Source organism: Collinsella sp. OM04-5, from assembly GCF_003439125.1.
In the GTDB taxonomy this organism is placed as follows: Bacteria; Actinomycetota; Coriobacteriia; order Coriobacteriales; family Coriobacteriaceae; genus Collinsella.
On sequence record NZ_QSUU01000008.1, the window covers coordinates 70,117 to 90,696 of the forward strand.

Sequence of the window (20,580 nt, forward strand, 5' to 3'; positions counted from 1 at the left end):
GCGCGACACGTGGACGAGGCGCGCACTTTACTCACGTAAAGCCCGTTGTACCCGATATGCAAAAACGTTTTTGCGGCAAGGGCGAAGCGCCCGCCCAACGGTCAAAAATCGCAGGCAAGCGGCCTAGTCGTTAGGGACACTCTTGAACAGGCAACAACCAAGGAGCGACCCCGGATGCCGGCACTTAGGGACGTTCCCAAAGTGCCGGCACATAAGGAACGTCCCCAAATGCCGTCTACTGAATGGCGCCGCCGAAATTATCGAACAACCTGTTCAAAAACACGAACGAACACCGTCGCGTCTATACTAGAGCGTAGCAATAGAAAGGACTCCGCTTTGAGCATCACGCCCATCGATAGCATTCGCCGCGCCATCGCCCGCCGCAATGGCGTCGCCGACCCCACCGTATCGGACGGGGCGCACGGGCAGGGCGGACGCATCGAGAACGGCCTGTTCCCCGCATCGCACACCGCCGAGGAGCTCGCACGAATCCAAGAGCTAAGCCAGCGTAACGCCGGCGGTCCCGACAGCAGCCAGGCCACACGCCGTCGCCGCGAGCGCGATCGCCAGCCCGGCCCCATCCACCGCATGGTCAATGCCTGGTGGAACCGCCTGCTCGGAGCCGTCTACGGCGGCGGCTTCTCCACGCAAGAAGCCGAGTACGAAGATCACGCCACCCGTCGCGACTACCTTTGGAATACCCTGGGCACCGCCGTGTGGGGCATGGTGTTTCCGTTGCTCACCATCGTGTCCACACAGCTCGTGGGCGCCGAGGAGGCTGGCAAATTCTCCATCGCCTTTGTCACCGGCACGCTCATCATGATCGCGTGCAACTACGGCGTGCGCAATTTCCAGGTCTCGGACATCGACGAAAAGACGTCCTTTGCCTCTTACCAGCTCAACCGCTGGATCTGCGGAGCGCTCGCGCTGGCATGCGGCCTGGTATACAGCAGCGCCCGCGGCTACGATGCGCAGATGGCCACAATCGGCCTGGGCGTCTACCTGTATAAGGTGATCGACGGCATTGCCGACGTGTACGAGGGACGCCTGCAGCAGGCCGACAAACTCTACCTGGCCGGCATGAGCCAAACGCTACGATCCGTCGGCGTCATCGCGGTCTTTAGCGTGGCACTGTTCCTCACGCGCAGCATGCCCATCGCCGCCATGGCCATGGGCATCGCCGCGATTGCCTCGCTCGTGCTGGTCACCGCCCCGCTCGCCCTGCTCGAAACCGAAAAATCACGCCGTATGAGTCTGCGCGAGGCTGGTCACCTGTTTATCCAGTGCGCCCCGCTCTTTGGTGCGCTGTTCCTGTTCAACCTCATCGAGAGCATGCCCAAGTTCGTGATGGAAGGCACACTGGCCTACAAATACCAGCTGTACTTTAATGCACTGTTCTTTCCAGCGCAGGCTATTTTGTTGAGCATTGGATTTATCTATAAACCGCAGCTCCTACGTCTGTCGAGCATTTGGGCGAATCCGCGCAAGCGTCGCCGCTTTGACTTGATTATTGTTGCCGTTATGGCACTGATCGTGGTCATTACCGGAGCGTGCGCCGCATTTATGGCAGGCCCCGGCATCCCCATCATGAGCTTTATGTACGGCCTCAACTTTGAGCGCTACCGCACGCTGGCACTGCTAATGGTTGTCGCCGGCGGCGTCACCGCGGCAATCGACTTTATCTACGCCATCATCACGGTGTTGCGCCACGCCGGCGATGTCACCAAGATCTACCTGATCTGCTTCGCCGTAAGCGTGGTGCTGCCGGTGATCCTGATTAAGCTGCTGGGTCTGATGGGCGCCGTGGTGAGCTACCTAGCCATCATGGCCCTACTCCTGGTGCTGCTGATAATCGAGTACGCCCACATCCGCCAGCGCATCGAGCGCGACCGCAACCCCTACGGCGCCTAATTAGCTGCCCCGGTCACCGGAATTTGCGATGGAATCGCCCCGGCTGGGGTCTCGTTGAAGACAATATGCATTACGTAAAACTAAGTGAGTAGATTTTTACCGAATCCCTGACCACACCGACAGAGCACAAGTCTGTGACCTGCGGTTTTATTGAGGCAAATATGTTGGGTGCTCGGCATTTCCAAAAAAGTCTACTCACTTAGCCAGCGGGCAGCCAAATGATTATTTAATCCCCGTCCCAGAGAAATCAATTAGCGGGCAGAAGGGCAAGAGTAGTCAAAAAAGCCCCGTCCCAAATTAGCTACCACTTGCACCGATTATTCGCCCGGGTTGATGTTCGCGTAGAACTCCGCCCCATCATCGAGCCGCAGGATGCCCACGCGACCGAACTCGGAGCCGGTGGCGGCGGCGCAGTCGATGTCGATGCGATCGGGCACGCCGGCGGTATCCTCGCCACCCAGGCGCACAATCTGCCCGCGGCCCGACTCCTCATCGAGCCCCGCCAGGCCGCCAACCTCGCAATAGCGCCCAAGCGACACCGTGGGCGTGTGGCCGCTCACCACGACCGGGCCCTCGCCCTCGGCAGAAAGCAGTCCCGTCGGCGCATCCCAATAGCCGTGACGAATCCACAGCAGGTCATCGGACGACTGCACGGCGAGCATTTGCCGCAGCAGCTCGCTATCGGCATCGACCGCTCCCCTGCCGTCACCGCAATCGACACCATGCTCAAGCAAAAACGCGCGCGCCGCCTCGGTCTGGATGCCGGCATGCACCAGCAGGTACGGGCGCTCCTCGGTCTCGGCCACCGCGTAGAGCGGCAGCGCGGCCATCCATCGCACGAGCTCCTCGTATGCCTCAAATTCCATGTCGTTGAGCTGCTCGCTCGTCGTCCAGCCACCGTTGATATCCCAGGTCTCGGCATCGAGCGGGTCCTGGCCAATGATGGCATCGAGCATGATCTGCTCGTGATTGCCCTTGAGCACGTGGGCGTTGGGCAGCGAGCGCACGAGCTTAATAACGCCGACCGGATCGGGCCCGCGATCGATCATGTCGCCCAGCACGTACAGCGTGTCGTCGGACGTCAACGAGATCTTAGACAGGGCCTCGTCAAGCGCACGCACGTGCCCGTGAGCATCAGATGTCACATAGATCGCCATGGTACGCCTCTCCTTGCATTGCGGTCTAAGCCCGGCGCCGCAACTAAAACTTCAAGTTGAACTTAAACGTTACCCATTGTACTCCGTTGCAATAAAGCTGGAAAGGGTTTCCGAGCAGAGGCAAAGACGGCAGCCGTCTATGACGATATCGCGCACGCCCGTAATCCGCCCCCATAAACCCACCACCTTTGGGTACAAATAACCGCAGACAACTGACCGTGCCACGCCAACCACCCAGGAGCGGACACTATCCATGAACCAGATACTTCTCTTTATCGGCCTCGTCATCATTTTGTGCCTGACCATCAAACCCGTCGGCAAAAAACTCCCCTTCCCCACCCTCCTCATCTTTATTGCGCTCGGCATGCTGCTCGGCGTCAACGGTCCGGCGCACATCGACTTTAGCGACTACGCGCTCACCGAAACCGTCTGCAGCACGGCGCTGCTGTTCATCATGTTCTACGGCGGCTTTAACACCAACATCGACCGTGCCAAACCCGTCGCCGCGCCCGCTGTGCTGCTGAGCACGCTCGGCGTTATCGCCACCGCCGGCATCACTGGCGTGTTCGCACACTTCGCACTGGGCTTCGACTGGATCGGCGGCCTGCTGCTGGGCTCGGTCGTGGCGTCGACCGACGCGGCGAGCGTCTTTAGCGTGCTGCGCGAGCACAACCTGTCGCTAAAGGGCGGCACCGACTCGCTGCTCGAGGTCGAATCGGGCTCCAACGACCCCGTCGCCTACATGCTCACCGCGGTACTCGCCACCCTCGCGGCGGGTGGCAACATCGACATTCCCGTGCTGCTGGCCAAGCAGATCATCCTGGGCGTGGGGCTGGGCCTTGCCATCGGCTGGATATCCAGCCGCCTGATTGAGCGCGCACACGCAACGGCCGAGGGCGCGCAGACTATCTTTTTGTTCGCCGTGGCGATCGTCGCCTACGCACTGCCGAGCTACCTGGGCGGCAACGGCTTTTTGGCCGTATACCTGGCAGGCATTGTGCTGGGCGCGAGCGACATCACCGGCAAGGTCGAGATGGCGCACTTCTTTGACACCCTTACCGAGATGGCCGAGATGACGATCTTCTTCTTGCTCGGCCTGCTCGTCACGCCCGCGCGCCTGCCGCAAATGCTGCTACCCGGCCTGGCGCTCATGGCGTTTATGCTCTTTGCGAGCCGCCCCATCGCCGTCGGTCTGCTGCTGGCGCCCTTTAAGACGAGCCCTCGCCAGGTTGCGCTCGTAAGCTGGGCGGGCTTGCGCGGCGCGGCTTCGGTCGTCTTTAGCCTCTTTGCTGTGGTGGCCGGCGTTCCCGGCGGACACGACCTATTTGACCTGGTGTTTGTGATTGCCGTATCGAGCATTGTGGTGCAGGGTTCGCTACTGCCGGCGGTGGCGAAGAAACTCGATATGATCGATGCGGCCGGCGACGTGCGCCGCACCTTTAACGACTACCACGACGAGGACGGCATGTCGTTTGTAAAGCTCAAGGTGGGCGCTGGCCATCCGTTTGCCGGGCGCTCGCTCGCCGATATTGGCAGCGCGACGGACATGCTCGTGGTCTTGGTGCTGCGCGACGGGGCACACCCGGTACTGCCCAACGGCGATACCGTCATCGAGGAAGGCGACCTTCTGGTGATGGCAGCCCCAACGTTCGAAGAGCGTGCCGAGGTTACGCTGCGCGAGGTCACCGTGACGCCCCACGGTCGCCTGGCCGGTCAGCGCCTGCGCGACGTGCCGCAGGGCAAGCACCCGTTTATCGTGGTGATGCTCAAGCGCGACGGCCAAACCATCATCCCCGATGGCAACACCCTAATATACGCCGGCGACGAAGCCGTCATCGCCACGCTGGCGTCGTAGTGGCTAGGGGTAGCCGTCCCGAATTGACCATATTTGAGCATAAATCGCCCCGGCTAGGATCTCGTTGCGGACAATTAGCGTCTCTCAAAACTAAGTGAGTAGACTTTTACCGAATCGCCGACCACGTCACCAAAGCACAAGTCTGTGACCTGCGAGTTTGTTAAAGCAAATTTGTCGTGTGCTCAGGATTTCCAATAAAGCCTACTCACTTAGCCAGCAGGCAGTCAAAATAGAACGGTCGCGAGCTCATTAGACTCCATTGCGACGGTTTATCGTTCATCTTCGCGCAGCCGCGGGTGCAGACGCCCCGTCTCAAATTAGCTACCCTAGTCATCGTCGACGGCAAAGTCGCGGAGGTCGAGACCCTCGCGTTCGGCTCGGGCTAGGAGCTCTTGGGGCGACTCGTCCTCGATATCCATCACGTCGAGCATGGCAGCGGGAAAGCCAACGCCTGCCGCACTCCCCGCACGATCGAGCTGACTCTCGCGCAGCTGATCTACATCAACGTCGATCTTCAAGATGAAACCTCCTACCAGACCAGGACCCTACTCACTAGCACCGAGCGCGTCCACGGCAGCAACAAAAGCCGCAACCTGCTTGTCGTCCATCTGCGTGGCCAGGCGCCCCACGGGTTCATCGTAGGCGAACTGCACCTTATCGATAAAGCAATCCCAAGCACGCTCATCTACGCGCACGGCGGCCTCGCAATACTGGCTGAGCTTTTTGAGTCCATACCAAAACGCATTCACATGGCGCGCGGGATCCTCGTCAAACACGCCATCGTAGCAACGTCCGTTAAACTCGCGCATGCGCGCCACGGCAACCTCGAGCGAGTCGCCGCCCTCAGTCGAAGCCTCATCTACCAGCTCGGGAATCGCAACCTCGCGCCGAACAGTATGCCTGGTTGCACCATCGTACTCGCCCACCAGCACGTCCTCATCAAGCCGAGAATCGTAGTCCAAATAGCTCGTGCCACAACAAATGCCGTGCGGGGAGCCCGTGCCAAACGCACAGAACAACCCGCCGTCGGCAACAACACGGCGGTAGGTCACAAACGACTTCTTAACCTGAGCGAGCAACTCGGAAAGCTCCCCGGTATCGCACGCCGTCTCGCACGCAACGCACGCAGACTCGGGCAACGATACCGGCTCCACCGTGCTCCTCGCAATGCGGGCGGCGCGCTCCGCCCGATATGCCTGTGCCGCCAAGCGCGCTCGCTGCGCAGCGCCGCGCACGTTGGTAAGTTCACGCTCCAACGCCACATCACCAGCAACATCACCGGCCACGTCGCCCACAAACCCGTCAGCGCTCTGCGGGCCAGTCGCGCTCAGCTCGGACTCAAACGTCGCTGCGATCATGCCCGCAAGGTCCGTCGCATCGGCGGCACAACGCAACTGCTCCAGCTGCGTACACAGCAGGTCGGCATCCAAAGGAACGGCATCCACAACGCGCACGTCATTCAGGCGCGCCACGGACTGCAGCACCATAGCTCCCGCAGCATCGTACGCTGCACGAACCCTGGCCGCCGTATTGGCCCGTAACTTTACCTCGATAAACGAGAGCGTCTGCTCCAGGCGCGCCAGCAACTCAGCCTTGTCCTCCATGCGCAAAAAGGCAGCATAGCGGCGCTCCATCTGCAGCGGACCCGCAACGCCCGCCTGCTTGCGAGCGCGTGCAAGCGCAGCGCCCTCAACACGGCGAACATACCCGTCAACAGCCCGCACGGCAGAGTCGCGCGCAGCGTGCTCGGCAGCCTCGACGCCCCTAAGTACGCCCAGCAGCTCGCGGGAGCGCGCCTTGCGCACCAACTCTCCGCGATCGTACTGCTCAAGCGACGCCTGGCGCTTGGCCACCGATTCAAAGCCAAACAGCTCGTCGAGCAGCTCACCAACAGAACGCTCGTCCGCCATGGAAAGGCCTCCTCACGCACTACGCACCAACTGTTCGCGGAACGCCCGAGCACCGGACGCCCCGCACGCTCGCACCCCTACAGATCCAGCGCCTTTTTCGCGGCATCGACCGGGTCGCCATCCATGTAGAACACCGGGCTCAGCCCCGAGATAATCTCGGACGAAACGCTCTGCAGACCCGCGATGGCACTCAGCGGCAAAATCACACGCTTGGCGCCGGCGTTTTTGGCCACGCGCATAATGTCCTCGAGCCCACGAATCTCGTCCATGGAGCCCGACATACGTAAGATTCCCGGAATCGCCAGCGCGGGCATCACCGGACGGTTGCACGCCGCAGAGCACAGGCCCACAAACTCGGCGAGCGAAACTTCTTCGGACAGGCCCTTGCTCTGCAGGTCGTTGTAGAACAGCAAATAATCCTTGGAGCCGATGTGCATGCCCGGCGCCACGCGGTTCGCCAGGTTCACAAAGTTGTCGCACGCGGCCTCCAGCGTATCGCGCACCGGCTTGTTAAAGGCCACGCCCTCGTGCTTAAACTTGCACTCGCCGGCAACGGCCTTGTTCTCCAACTTGTACACGGCAACCTCGCCGCCCTGCGACCTGCCCACGCCAAACACGTGACCGGACAGCAGCGGCCCGTCGGGAATCAGCGTATCCTCGGACTGCTCGGGCACGCGCACCACGTGCACGTCCTGCGGATTGTCGGCATCCATATAGCCCAGGTTGACGTCGATAAACTCGACGCCCGCCATAATCTTGAGCTGCTCCTTTACGCGGCGACGGCCCTCGATGGCGTAGTCCAGCAGCCAACGAACGTCGTCCTTGTCCATAGCCTCGTCGGGGAACAGCAGCTTGGCCAGGCCGCTAAAGGACTTGCGCACGGCGATCTCGTCACGCTTGTTAAAGTCGCTGTTAAAGCGGAAGTAGCGGTCGATATGATGCGTAAAGTCCTTGCGGCGCATCTCCTTGCAAAACTCCGACAGGCAGTCGGTGATTAAGCCGTAATGCCCGGTCAGCAGGCTCGAGCGCATCTTGGGAATCTCCCAGCCCGGCAGGTAATAGTGGATACGGTCGAAGAAGGCCGAATCGTTGTTAAACTCCGGCGGGAACGGATCAAACAGGTGCGTGGTCTTAAGAACGTTTTGCACGGTGCCGTTGATGTTGCCCTCAAAGACCATGGAGGCATCGGCGTTAATCTGGTCGCGGCCACGCGCGTAGCTGCCGCTGGCCATGTAGTCCTTCATGATCTGCACGGCGTTGGTGTCCTTAAAGCGCATGCCGGCGACCTCGTCGAACGTCACGCAATCCCAGTGACCCACCAAGCCCACGCGATCGGCGCGCATGGAGTTCATGCGGCCGAACAGGTTGGCCGTGGTGGTCTGCCCGCCCGAAAGCAAGATGGCGTAGGGCGAGACCTCTTTGTAGATATGGCTCTTGCCGGTACCGCGGGGACCAAGCTCGCACAGGTTATAGTTGCGCTCGATCAGCGGCACCATGCGCTCGATAAAGTGCAGGCGCTCCTTCTCCGAAAGCTCGCTGGGCTCATAGCCGGCAGAGCGCAGCAGCATGTTGAGCCACTCGTCGCGCGAGAAATACTGGCGCTCGTCGATCATGGCCTCCAGGTCCAGGTTGGGCATCTGGATGGGCGTGAGCGACGCCACGCTAAACGGAGAGTCCTCGGGTCCGCGCTTTTTGCGCTTGGCCTTGGAACGGCGCGGCGCATCGTCGCCAAAGACCTCCATGCCAAACTCGTCTTCCTCTTCCATGGGATGACGATACTCGATGCTCATGATGCACCAAATGCCGCCCTGCAGAATCTTGGAGTAGTCGCGCACGTACTCGGCCGGCATCACAAACGGCTCAATGGTCAGATTGGCAAACGACGCCACGTAGATGTCTTTGTATTCGTCGAGCTTGGCCGTCACCTTATCGATAATGGTAAAGCGACCCAGCTCGCGAATCTTGGACTTGATGCGCTCGGACTCGTCGGGACGCACGTAGTTATCGGTGAGGATCTTGCGGATGCGCTCCAGGCCCTCTGCCACGGCATCCTCGTCATCGGTTGAGCAGTACATGCCCAGCAGGTACTCCAGCACAAAGGTAGGCACGTTGGCGCCACGCTTCATAAGGGCCGTGAGGTCCTTGCGCACGATCTTGCCGCCAAAGTGCTCGAGCAGCTTGCCGTCCAGTACATCCATGTCATAGCCGTCGTCCTCGGGAGCGTCGGCCACGGCCTGGGCATAGCCATCGGTCGAGGACTCGTCCTCGGCGGGTGCCGCAACCTCATCGGGCGCAGCGGCCGCCACCGGCTCCGGAACAGGCGCGGCGGCCACGGCCTCCGGGGCAGGCACAGCCTCCACCGCAGGCACCGCGGCCTCCACCGGCGCACTCACATCAATCGAGGGAACTTCCCACAGATCGTCGTCATGGCTATCAAACATAGGGCACACTCCTAAAAACCAAAGTCAGCAACAGGGGCAAACGAAACAGCAATGGTGTACGTCTCGCGCCAAACGATCTTGCCCGTCTCGCGCTCGCGGCAGACCAGATAGTACGGACCCTTGGCCGAGAATCCATCCGCTGCATGCAACGCAAACTTGGCATGCACCACGCGCTCCTGCGAGTTAACAGAAGTCTTGTTGGCATGCGCCTTGACCGTATCGCTCACCTCGTTGCCACTTGCATCGGTAAACACCAGCTCGTACTCGCACGGCAAGACCTTACCTTGGGCAGGTTCTTCCTGGATCAAGTTGACCGAGAAGAGCGAGTTGGTCACTCGGCGTCCCTCGCTTAGCACGCGCAGCGTCGCCGCGCGCGTGTCGACAAAGTCCTTGGAACCCGAGCGCGCACGCCAAAAACCGATAACGGGCACGCAGAGCTCCTGCAGGCTCATGCCGCCGTGGACGTAGTTGTTAGTGCCGCCGGGACGCTTGAAGTGCACGTTCTCGCGCGGGGCAAATCCCTCAAAACCGGCACCCAAACGTCCCATGCCAACATTAACAAACACCCCGCATGCCTCTTCTGAAAGCTTGGCCACGGCCTCGTTGGGCACCACCAGATGACGCTTGCCGTGCATGACAGGAGCGTCAAGGAAGGGAAGGTCTGGCTTGCCGAGCATCTGGCACTCGCTGAGCTCCCGACGCGTGTAGATAAAGCCGTGGTCCGCCGTTATAACAACACGCGCGCCCGGGGCGTCGGTGCACACGCGACGCGCCAACGCAGCAAGTTCCTCCACGGTGTCCGCACAGGCATCGAAGACGTCATCCTGCGTAGCGGCCTTCTCGCCCGTAGCATCGATCTTGTTGTGGTAGAGAAAAACGAGCTTGGAGTCCTTGAGCAGTGCCTTGCGCTCGGTTCCCGCCATGTTGAGGTATGCGCTCGAGCGCAAAGCGCGGGCCGTGGGCTCAACGTGGGTAAGTACGGCCTCGCGCTGCGGAGTCGTCGCAGTGGGCATGCCGTCAGCCAACACAAGCGAGCCATCCGCTGCAAGTTCAAGCGCTTGGTGCGGCAGCAGCGCGGGCATGCCCACCTCGGTGATGGAGGGAAAGACCGCCTGCATGCTAGAAACCCTGACGTTGCCGCCGCGCTCGCGCTCGAGAAGCGCCGCGACATCACGGGCCACCTCATAGCGCAGCGCGTCGCTTACGATAACGACCGTCGTTTTGGCAGACCCCACAAAGGTGGGCAGCACATGCCAGTAGAATTCATCCTGCCGTGCAGGGCCATCGATGTAGCCGCAATCGGCCCACTCCCCTTGCGCAGCGGATGTCCAGCAGGCATTGGCATCGGCCAAAAACCAGTTGCTGTAGAGATTCTCCGCCCAGTCCACCACGGCTCGGGCAGGCTCCTCGAGCACATCGCACTCGACAGAGCGCGCCCGCAAATACGCGGTGCACATATGGCGATAGGCAGCATCCATGGAATACCAATCGGACGTATAGGCATCCCACACCTGCTGGGGTTGCGCCAGATGGAACCCGCCCGCGTGTGCCTGCCTAAACGCGCACATATCGGCCACAGCGGCAAGCAAGTCAAAGTAGCTCTCAACACGACGGTACCAGCTTAGGTCGCAACGGCGCGCAGCAAATGTGCGCGCACTCTCAACACGGTCCGCACCCTGGGCAAACGAGCTGAACAACTGTGAGAGCACAGCCTCGTTGACGCACGGGAACACGTCAAGCGAGACCAACGCATCGATTGGCAGGGTCTCGAACCGCGCAAAGAGTCCACGGGCATCCTCTACCAAACGGCAGATCTCAAATAGGTCCTCGCTCGATGCCTGGACATCGGCGGCCTGGTCCCACGTACGCACCGCCTCAAGACAATAGGGGCCGTAGGCGGGAGCCACATAGCTTTCGAGTCCCTTGAGCGCCCCCTCGGGAAGCGCGGTGGATGCCGCCGTAAGGAGCACATGGGATGCAAGCATAAGCAGTGAGTCGCGCTCGTACAGCGGCCCATCAAACCCATAGCAGCGCAGCATAAAGGCAGAGAGGACGTCGCGCAAGCTGTACTTATCCACCAGCGCAGCCAGCGCCTCGGGGCCCTCGTGCAGCAGTGTGGCCATGCAGCCGCGCAGCACAAACGCGGGCCGCGCGTCGCCCGGCTCCTTGCCGCCAAAGATCACCGTAAGGATTCCAAGCTCGATATCGGATGCGCCCGCGACGTGCGGAACGCACGCGGCAAACTTAGCACAGCGGGTCTTGGCATCAAAGAAGGTCTTGTGCTCGCGCAGGCTCTCGCGCACGGCGTCGATATTCTCGATGCCCAGCTGATCAGCTAAAAGCGAAAGATAGTCAGCCTGGAACTGATCGGCATACAGCTCAACATCGGCAAGCCAATCGCCCTCAAGCCTGCCGCGCGGGCAACGGCGATACAGCAAGATATCGTTCGCAAGGTCATCGCGGTTGATGAGCTTCTTGACGGCAAACATGCGGCCCTCGCAGGCCTCAACAAACCGCACCGGACGCTCAAAGTCACCGTGAGCAGGCATTACGCCGGCATCGGCCCCCACGCCGTCGAAACCCTCGGCAGCCAATCGCTCAAACTCAGGAGCAAACTCGCCGTCCGCATCGTGCCAAACCACCACACGGCGCGGCGCGCATGCGGACAACGGCTGCAAAAACCGCAGCTTAAGCTGTTCTTCTACATCGATCTTGGGCATGAATATCCTTACCGTATCTGCATTTACTTGATCTTTGCCAGTACATCCTGAAACTTGGCGTAGTTGACCTTGACGCCGTCATCCAGGTCGATCTTAATCATCTGGTCTGCCAAGTGGTGCAACTTCTCCTCGTAGCCGATGGTCTCTTTAAGCTGGTCATTGAGCTTTTTGACACGCTTATCCAAGCGCACGCGCTCACCACGCTCAGCACTGGCAAGGGCATCGTTGGCATAGCCGATCTGCGAGCGATAGCGCTCCTGCTGCTCATGCACATAGTCGGTTCGGATGCGAGCCAACAGGTCGGGCTGATAGCGATGCATGTAAACAAGGCACTTGAAGCCGTTCTTTTTGCCGCTGTCGAACAGCCAGTAGATGGGGCGCTTCTTGTAGGTCTGACAGTGGTCCTTAAAGAAGTCCTTCAAAAAGTAGGTGCGGATGACCTCGCGCGAGGTACCCTTGCCGCCGAGTGCCTCGGCAATAAAGGCCAGGTTCTGCTCAAGCGTCTCCTCGCCATACACGGTGCGCACAAAGTCGATAAAGTAGCGCACGATGTCGTCGTCAAAGTACTCGTCGTCGGTGATGGGCAGCACGTTATCGCTATCGGGCATAAAGGTCACATGCGTGGGATCGGGCATCTTGGCCAGATAGTCATCGACCGTGGCGCCCTGATCGGCCAGAATCAGCCCGTCCACATCCAGCGAATAGCGGCCAAACATGCAGCCCACGGCATAGCTTATAAGCGAGGTGATCTCGTCACGCTTGGTGCGCACGTATTTGTTGCCCTTATAGCTCTCGGGGATCTCGTCGGCGGTATCAAAGATGCGCGCCACCGAGACGTACTTATCCTCGACCTCGATGGGCACTTCGCCCTCCATGTTGTAAATTTTGGCGAAGATGCGGTTGAGCTCCTCCTCGTTAGCACGGAGCTGCTCAAAGCGAGCATTGACCTCGGCCTTACGAGCCTCGTATTTATCTTGAAGTAATGTGGCCATGGTGGGCCGTCCTTTCGATATTGTTGAGATGCCGGCAACGAAGAAATAAAGCGTGAATCAAATCAGGGCCATCACACAACCAAGCCCGCACTCCACGCCCAGCGCGATGAGCAAAACCGAATATCCCGTATGAAGATAACTTTGTGAATCACGGCCCCGAATGCGACACATAGTTATTAGTCGTCTTTCTATTGATTACGCGGCTTACAAGGACATTGCTCCATGCACGATTCAGGGAATATGAACTCGTAGCCGGGTTCGAAGAAAGCCGCCCTAAATTTCGTGCAGGCATCGTAAACGTCGTCCACAACTTTCTTCCCGTTTAAAGCAAGTTCTTTAAAGTCATTATCAAAATGCTCTTCATAGTGCTCAAGGGACAGCAAGTTATGCATTAGTTTGTTACGTAATTTGACCCACAACCTCACTTCAGCGAATAACTCAGCTGAAAAAGAGCTGCGAACACGAGACACATCTGCGTTATATAGTCTTTCAACACACTTGATCTTGGTCCCGATTGCCAATTGGTTGCTTCCCTTACGGCATTTGCCGCCATTAACGCAATATTTGCAGTTCCGCTTATATTTGTCTAACACTCGAAAGAAACGATTCTCGAGACACGAATAGATTAGCCAAGCGGCTTCGAAGTAGAGCCCTCCCTTAATCGATTCATCAATCTTATTTAGGAAAAAATCATGCATCGTTGCCATATCGCAGCGAACGTCAATAGACTCATTTTGCTTCATTTGGTCCATCCTCTACTAAGAGTTTGGAAAGAACGACGGGCATCAATCTCCTGGCGTAATCATCAGCTATCTTCTCAAAAGGAATATTCCTATACGATCTCGCAAATATCTCCTGGCTATTACGTGGGTCTTGTCCCGAAGCAATTGCATTGATCAACTTGTCCTTAGAGAACTCAAGAAGTGACTCGCGCTGTGCAACATGGCCTTGAAACTCCGTTGCGGAAGAGCTGACAAAATAGTCATGATGGCCTATCTCGTGTAGCGTTGAATACACACAATATAAGAAACAGTCAGGCAATAAAATGCCGTTGAACTTCCGCGCGGAGGTTTTCGCACTCATAAGAACCAACTCATATGCTGCCCGAGACGCTATCTGCGCTTTCTCCTTTTCTTCAATTTCAAGCAAAGAAACAGGAGCGATGATTACGACATCTTCATCCGAGTCGTATTCAAAGAAAGTGGCGTTGTTTAACGAGATACGAATTCTAACATCAGAATCTAAAACGCGTTTAATTTTATTGGCAAGCTGAAATGCCGTCTGGTTAAGATCGATACACATACAGGTCTCCTAAACAAGGGGATTGTGACCAAAATCCCATGAGGTTTCGAAGGAGTTGTAATCTGCTTCCGACGCATCAAAGCAACGATGCGCCAGATCTTCGACGATGGAATAGTCTGAAGCAGAGGGTCGAATAACAGGCATGTTATTCACAGTGCCTGCCCCAAAATTCAACGTAGGGTTCAAAAAGCTAAAGGCTGAAGCAGCTACAGAAGAGTTCAGCAGGGCAGAAAGGTAGGAAACTCCAAGCTCCTTAGTTGAGAAAAGGCCATTAGCGCCGGAATCAAAAATAAAACCCTGGCGATATAGACGGCAGTTAAATAGCCCCGAAGTTACGCCCGTCCAAGTAAGTCCAGGCTTAAAGTAAAAGCGCTCGTTGCTTATCTTCCATCCAAGATCATCGCCCAATTCTGGGTATACAGCCTTAGTGTTAGCCTTAATCTCTTCACCATTATTAAACCAGTTAACAACGTAGTCATTGTTTCCGTACCATCTGCGAAAATTGCCTCCTTTATTGTAAGGAACCCATCGAGCACCACTATTGATTTGCTCCTCAGCAGAGCAACATCCGATAACCATGTCGCTCAGACCGACTTCATGCCACAATCTCAAAAATCTTGCATTGTCGCCCGTACGCATGCCTATTCCAGCAAAAGCTTCATCGCGAATGGAATGTCCCCCAAACGCTTCGAGCATAGCGTCGCTGGCCCAGTAGGCTATGGGGGTGCTGGGGATCTGCTTGAAGGCGTCGGCGTTGCGGCGGTAGAACCAGCCGCAGGTGGGGTTTTGGATGGCCTCCTTCAAAGCCGCATCCTTCTCACCGATTTTTTGATTCAACTTAAAATAAGCACCCTTATAACCAGGAATATGATTCGACTGAATGACCCATCCGGTATTGGCGTCAAACACGTCAGGGTGGGCATTCGAGCCGCGAGTATCAATGAGGGCAATTAGGGTGTGTTTATCTACAAGGGTGTTGCGCATACGCTCGAAAGACGAGAGATACATACACGTATCAGAGGTAACCAGAGATACCGTACCCTTAGCGCTCGCAAAATCAATAATTCGCTCGATAAAGCACGTGCAGAGATCGCTCTTCGTGTCGGGGTAGTTCTTCTTGACCCACTTACTCATAAAGGGGTTGAAGCTGCTGCTACCCATGTACGGGGGATTTGCCACGGTGCAAGTGAAGCGACGTGATAGCTTCTCGCAGATTGCGACCGCGCTCTCAAGCTTGTCCTTGGTCGCGGCGGCAAAAAGGTCGCCCGCGCAGTCGGCCGCAGCCGCTTTGAGCTTCTCGATCTCGGCATCTGTCGGATTGAGCAGCGAACCGATCTCGCCCAAATGACTCAGCTCCTCGGCGAGCTTCTTGTTACCCGGCAGCTCGTCCTCCCCAAGCGGGATGCTCGAGAGCACGGTAACGTCGGCGCGAACGCCACGCCTAAAGAAGCGACGGTCGTGCTCGCGGGCGCACATGGCAAGCGCCAGCTCCGCGATCTGTGCCGCGCGGGAATCGATTTCCATACCTGCAAGGTTTTTAGTAAGAATGAGCTCGGGAATCTCGCGCTCACGATAGCCGCGCTCCTCGTACATATGAAAGAGCAGCTCAAACGCATAGACCAAGATATGGCCCGAGCCGCATGCGGGGTCGCAGAGGGTTATCTCCTCGGGACTCGAAATGCGGATGAAGTCCTCGTGCTCAGCATCGGGCTCGATGTAGTATTTCATGCGCTCGCGTAGCGAACTCCCCGGATTGTTGAGCATCCACAGACGGCCGAGCGAGTTCTCGACCATATAGCGCACGATCCACTCGGGGGTGAAGAGCTGAGTGGCGGGAGCGATGTCCGCCGCTGCGGCCTTGCGCTTGGACTTGAAGAACTCGTCTTTAACGTCAGCGTTGTAGTACTGATACATCCAGCCCAGAACGGTCACGCCCTCGCGCCAGTCCTCGTCAGTGAGGACAACATTGAGTTTGCCCACCACGCCGTCGGCCATCATGAGGCCCTGGGGCAACAGCAACTCCATGGCTCCGCCTACGCGATCAAAGACGCCTGGCAGGCAATCGGCAAGCTCCTCGCACTGAGCAACAAACAGGTAGCGCCACAACGGTTCATCCAAGCCCGCCATTTTGAGCTCGGCTATGCGATCGGTATCGGCCGTCGTTATCTCCACATCCAGTGCGTTCTCCACGGCCTCGCTGCCATGGCTGCCGTCCGCACGACTTAGCATGCGCATGCGGCTGGGAAGCCATCCGCGTGCATCCATGAAGCGAATGGCCACGATGCGGTTGAACCAGGTGTAGGCCGCACGGTCGCGCAGCGCCTCGTGACCCACCTCTGCCTGCATGCGCAGCAGTTCGTCGCGTTGCTCAATCTCAGCCGGACTTAGGGGCAGGCCGCTAACGGTCTCGGACCCAACGGGCGCGGGTGCAGGTTCGGTGATGCCGTAGCGCACCATCTGCGCCTCCACGCCTTTGATGAGCTCCGTACGGGCCCAGGTGCAGAAGCTCTTAAGAGCAGAATCGTTCATGGTTGATGAGCCTTTCTAAACGCCATAAGCCACCGGTGCGCGCTTTGGCACCGGTGGCTCCGCGGGTTAGTTGATACGGATCTCGTCGTTTGCAGCGAGCGCCTGCATAAGGCGGGAGCGCAAGTCGTCCACGTAGCGCTCCACATCCTCTGCGGACAAGAGACGACTCGGCTTGGCCAGATCGGCGCGGCGCACAGTCTTGATCTTGCGCTGGGGCTTGGGCGCGGGCACGGGAGCAGACGATGCGGCGCCCTTGTTGGAGACCTTCTTGACCACCTCACCCGTACTCATGACCTCGGTGGTGCGGCGCTCGTTGTCCATACGCACGCGGGCCTCATCCACAGCGTCGTACATCTCGTTGGCCGCCGCACTGAGCCAGTCGCCCCAGTTAGTTGCAACAACGCTCAGTTCGTTGAGACTTTGAGCGCTGTGGGCACGGTTTTTGAACGACTCGTATTTGGTGCCGGCGTCCGCTATGGCATCCTTGGCCTGATTGACAAAGCCCTTTTGACTCTCGGCCTGCGCCCGCAGGTCTTGCAGATCGCTCTCGATGCGACACAAAAACTCATTGCGGCGGATGCCCAGCAGCTTTTTCATGTCATCCTCGACGGGATCCATAAGCGGCTGCAGGTCTTTAATACGGCCGTAGGGCTTGGGATCTTTGAGGATCTCACGCACCTTTGCCACGTTCTCCACCGCGCTGGGAATGTCATCGGAGGCATACTCGATACCCTCGGTGCGGTTCAAGAAATCCCTGGCGTGGTCAAACGCTGTTCGTTGATTGGACTCGACGAACTCAACCACCTTGTCAAAGTCTTCCTTAGCATCGAGCAAGCGCTCCTCATGCTTGGTGAACGTGGTCAAGAACGCCTCGGCCTCGTTCTGGTCCTTAAGGACGTCGGCCACCTCCGAGCGCATCTTCTCGCACTCGTCCTCACCGGGATACGGGTAGGCCGGCTTGATGCCCGTGTAGTAGTCGCGTGCTATGGCGAGGCACGCCTCGCGCAAGCCCTCAAGGCGCTCTTTGAGCTCGGCCACGAGCTTATCCTCGTTGGAGGGCACGGTCTTGAGATCAAACAGGTCACACATGAGTTCGCCCGCGGCGCGTAGCAACCGGTCGCTCATGCGCATGCGCAAGCGCACCTGGGCCTTATCGGCATCCTTGCGCAGGAGCGCCACCATGCGGCTGTCGTTAGCTTGAACCGTCTGACCGCCAAACAGCACCTGCGCGCGCTGCTCCACCACAAGCTGCGCCACCACATTTGCGATGTCGACCTCGCGCCAGCCAAAGGGCCTTTGCTGGTACTGGCGCTGGATATCGCCCATAGCGGTATCCAGGTGGCGCTGGTGCTGCACTTTGAGGTAGTCCTCGACCTCCTTGAGCGCACGCGTGTTACCCGCGTCCATGCCAGCGAGCCCCACTTGAACGTTGCCCGCCAGAGTGGAGCGAATATCGGAATCGCTCGTGACCGGCGCACCGATATAGTCGGCCTTATCAAAGACCACATCGCACAGCTGCGCCAGCACTTGCTCAAAAACCTGAACGGGTTTGGCCGCGCGGACCTCAACCATGCGGCCGTTGACCGCGCAACGTGCATGGAGCACGGCCTCGCTCAAAAGGGTATCGGCCTCTTTCTCGTTATAGGCCGCCTCGCGCATCTTGGACTCGACGATCTGGCGCGTACTCGGCTGAAGCTCCTGGAGATTTCGCGTCTTAGCGTACTTGCGGATCTTGGCGGCGTTGACGAGTGGAGCCCAATAATCCACCTCGTCGCTCAAGGCCACGATGGCCTTATCCACGGATTTCAATGCCAACTCGGCATCGTCCGAACGGCCCAGATCGCTGGCCATGGTCACCACGGAAAGTGCCATGCCGCCCATGTTGGATCCATGAATCGAGCCATCCACGTAGCGGTCAAAGGGGAAGTCGTTGGCCCCGCGGTTGAGTTTGCGCGCAGTGTAGATGCTTTCGAACAGGCGCTTCTTGATGTATTCAATCACCTTCGCGTTGTCGATCGGGGTGCGTGCGATCTCCTGCGCTATCTCCTGCTCCTCGTCGGTGAGGAAGCTATAGGTATCGCCCTGGCGTGCCACGTAGTTCTCGCGCTCCAAGCGGGCGAGAGATTCCTTGACGCGGTCCTTAAGGGCGCGCTTGTCCACGTCCAGGCTATCAATCATAAGGATGGAGATGTTCTCGACCGTGGCCTTGACGTAGCCGATGTAGCGGATCAAGTACAGGAGCTTAAGCACCCGGACATCGTAGCTCTCAAGACCCTCTGCGTTTTCAGCCGCGCGCTCCGCACAGACGACGACTTGAATGATGCCGTGCTCCAAATCCTTGGAGATTGTGTCGAAGAAGCGCCAGAACGGCACGAGTGCACCAGTCTGGTCATGCTGGATGGCCTGAGCGCTCTCCTGAAACGCGCTCAGCATGGAGCGCTCGCCCGTGGACATGTGCTTGGCCTTAACACCATGCTTGCGTACCTCGGTCATCACGTCGGGCAGGAGCTTAAACTGGTAGCCCACAAACGGGTAGCTGGCCACAAAATCCTTGGAGTTGGCGTAGCCGGCAAGGTCGGAGCGCGAGCCGCCCTCAAAGGTAAAGTTGTTTTTGAGGACGGCGGCGTCTTGCTCGTAGACCTGTGCAAGCATATCGGCCGCCGGCGCGGTCTTCTCGAGCACACGGCGTTGGATGACCTCGTCCACGCTGGAGCTGGAGAGCGAAAGGCGGGTATTGAAACGGCCCTGGATCTTTGAAAAGTCGTTGCCCACGGGCAGGCTCAGGTTGTCGATGGCCTCCTGGCTCGTAACCATTACCCACACGCGGCCACCGCAGGCGGCACCCAGCTCCTCGACGATGGTCTGAAGGCTCAGCATAAGGCTTGGGTCCTGGTCGTTTGTAATAAACTGACCCACCTCGTCGACCATAAAGAGCAAACGGAAGTTGCCACCGTGGGCCGCTGCCTGAGCGTCCACGTAATCCTTGACCTTTTTGGCAAAGACATCGGGGGCCAAAACCTCGTCCTCAGAACCCTCGAGCCAGTTCCATGCGGCCTTTTCGCTCATGCCGAGCACGCTCTGCAGCACCTCGACGACGTCGTCCTCAAAGTAGCTGTAGGTGTCGCGGGCCTGGAGCCAGGACTCGCCGTTGACGCGCTCAAAGGCCTCGCGGAACTCCTGGGTCTTGCCCAGGCAATCGATGTAGTCCTCGAGCTTTGCAAGCTTGAGGTCCTCGCCGTAGAAGCCGCGCGCCTCGTAGAACATGCGCTCAAAGCCGCGAAGCAGCGCCGTGGGAGCCGTATCGCCCTGCTTCCACTGACCCGCCTTGCTATCGATGTTAAAGAGGATGGCCTGCGTGGGCACCGAGCAGGCGCGCTCCATGGCAGCCGCGACCATGGGGTCGACGATCTTGCCGTCAAAGTAGCGGATGGCGCTCTTGCCGCCGATCTGGCGATTCTCGAGCAGGTAGCTCAGCATCTTGAGGAAGTGCGATTTACCGGAACCGAAGAAACCACTGATCCACACGCCGATCTTGTCGGTGCGCGCATCGATGGCATCGCCGTAGGCCTTGAAGAACGTGGCAAAGTGCCTCTGCAACTCGCGCGTCACCACGTACTCGTCAAGCTCCTGGCGGATGGACCCATCTTTTGAATCCTGGACCTTGACCACGCCGTTGATGGAGCGGTTGATGTCTTTTGCAAAGAGGTCGCGAATGATCGTGTTGTCCATGGGTGCTCCTTTGGGTTTGGGAATGTTATGGCAA

General features: G+C 58.5%; 12 protein-coding genes. 2 read left to right on the plus strand and 10 right to left on the minus strand.

Annotation, left to right across the window (positions count from 1 at the left end):
• The first annotated feature begins 336 nt into the window (after positions 1-336).
• Positions 337-1,911 (plus strand): lipopolysaccharide biosynthesis protein, encoded by a 1,575-nt coding sequence (locus tag DXB53_RS06170; protein ID WP_229071747.1) that lies wholly within the window; start codon positions 337-339, stop codon positions 1,909-1,911.
• Between the two features lie 317 nt (positions 1,912-2,228).
• On the opposite strand, the gene DXB53_RS06175 is transcribed toward DXB53_RS06170, so the two are convergent.
• Complete coding sequence (locus DXB53_RS06175) at positions 2,229-3,068, minus strand: metallophosphoesterase family protein (protein WP_055252016.1); 840 nt, start codon at positions 3,066-3,068, stop codon at positions 2,229-2,231.
• A 253-nt stretch (positions 3,069-3,321) separates the two neighbouring features.
• Between DXB53_RS06175 and DXB53_RS06180 the strand changes: the two genes are divergently transcribed.
• Positions 3,322-4,923 carry a potassium/proton antiporter gene (locus tag DXB53_RS06180; RefSeq protein ID WP_117563970.1) on the plus strand — a complete coding sequence of 534 codons (1,602 nt, stop codon included), beginning with the start codon at positions 3,322-3,324 and terminating at the stop codon, positions 4,921-4,923.
• A 326-nt stretch (positions 4,924-5,249) separates the two neighbouring features.
• On the opposite strand, the gene DXB53_RS06185 is transcribed toward DXB53_RS06180, so the two are convergent.
• The 9 genes from DXB53_RS06185 to brxC form a co-directional block, all read right to left on the minus strand.
• Complete coding sequence (locus DXB53_RS06185) at positions 5,250-5,441, minus strand: hypothetical protein (protein ID WP_117583757.1); 192 nt, start codon at positions 5,439-5,441, stop codon at positions 5,250-5,252.
• Positions 5,442-5,468: 27 nt separating this feature from the next.
• A complete protein-coding gene (locus DXB53_RS06190; protein ID WP_117583758.1) occupies positions 5,469-6,833 on the minus strand; it encodes a hypothetical protein in 1,365 nt (454 codons plus the stop codon).
• Between the two features lie 77 nt (positions 6,834-6,910).
• Complete coding sequence (gene brxL, locus DXB53_RS06195; RefSeq protein ID WP_199409693.1) at positions 6,911-9,274, minus strand: protease Lon-related BREX system protein BrxL; 2,364 nt, start codon at positions 9,272-9,274, stop codon at positions 6,911-6,913.
• Positions 9,275-9,285: 11 nt separating this feature from the next.
• Positions 9,286-11,994, minus strand: a complete 2,709-nt coding sequence (gene pglZ, locus DXB53_RS06200; protein ID WP_117583759.1) for a BREX-1 system phosphatase PglZ type A — start codon at positions 11,992-11,994, stop codon at positions 9,286-9,288.
• 23 nt (positions 11,995-12,017) lie between these two features.
• Positions 12,018-12,986: a hypothetical protein gene (locus DXB53_RS06205; RefSeq protein WP_117583760.1), complete on the minus strand. Its 969-nt coding sequence runs from the start codon at positions 12,984-12,986 to the stop codon at positions 12,018-12,020.
• A gap of 188 nt (positions 12,987-13,174) precedes the next feature.
• Complete coding sequence (locus DXB53_RS06210; protein WP_117583761.1) at positions 13,175-13,729, minus strand: hypothetical protein; 555 nt, start codon at positions 13,727-13,729, stop codon at positions 13,175-13,177.
• A complete protein-coding gene (locus DXB53_RS06215; protein WP_117583762.1) occupies positions 13,716-14,288 on the minus strand; it encodes a hypothetical protein in 573 nt (190 codons plus the stop codon). Before DXB53_RS06215 ends, DXB53_RS06210 begins: the two co-directional genes overlap by 14 nt.
• A gap of 9 nt (positions 14,289-14,297) precedes the next feature.
• The gene (gene pglX, locus DXB53_RS06220) at positions 14,298-16,817 is read right to left on the minus strand and encodes a BREX-1 system adenine-specific DNA-methyltransferase PglX (RefSeq protein WP_117583763.1); all 2,520 of its coding nucleotides are present in this window, start codon (positions 16,815-16,817) and stop codon (positions 14,298-14,300) included.
• 66 nt (positions 16,818-16,883) lie between these two features.
• The gene (gene brxC, locus DXB53_RS06225; protein WP_117583764.1) at positions 16,884-20,546 is read right to left on the minus strand and encodes a BREX system P-loop protein BrxC; all 3,663 of its coding nucleotides are present in this window, start codon (positions 20,544-20,546) and stop codon (positions 16,884-16,886) included.
• Positions 20,547-20,580 lie beyond the last annotated feature (34 nt).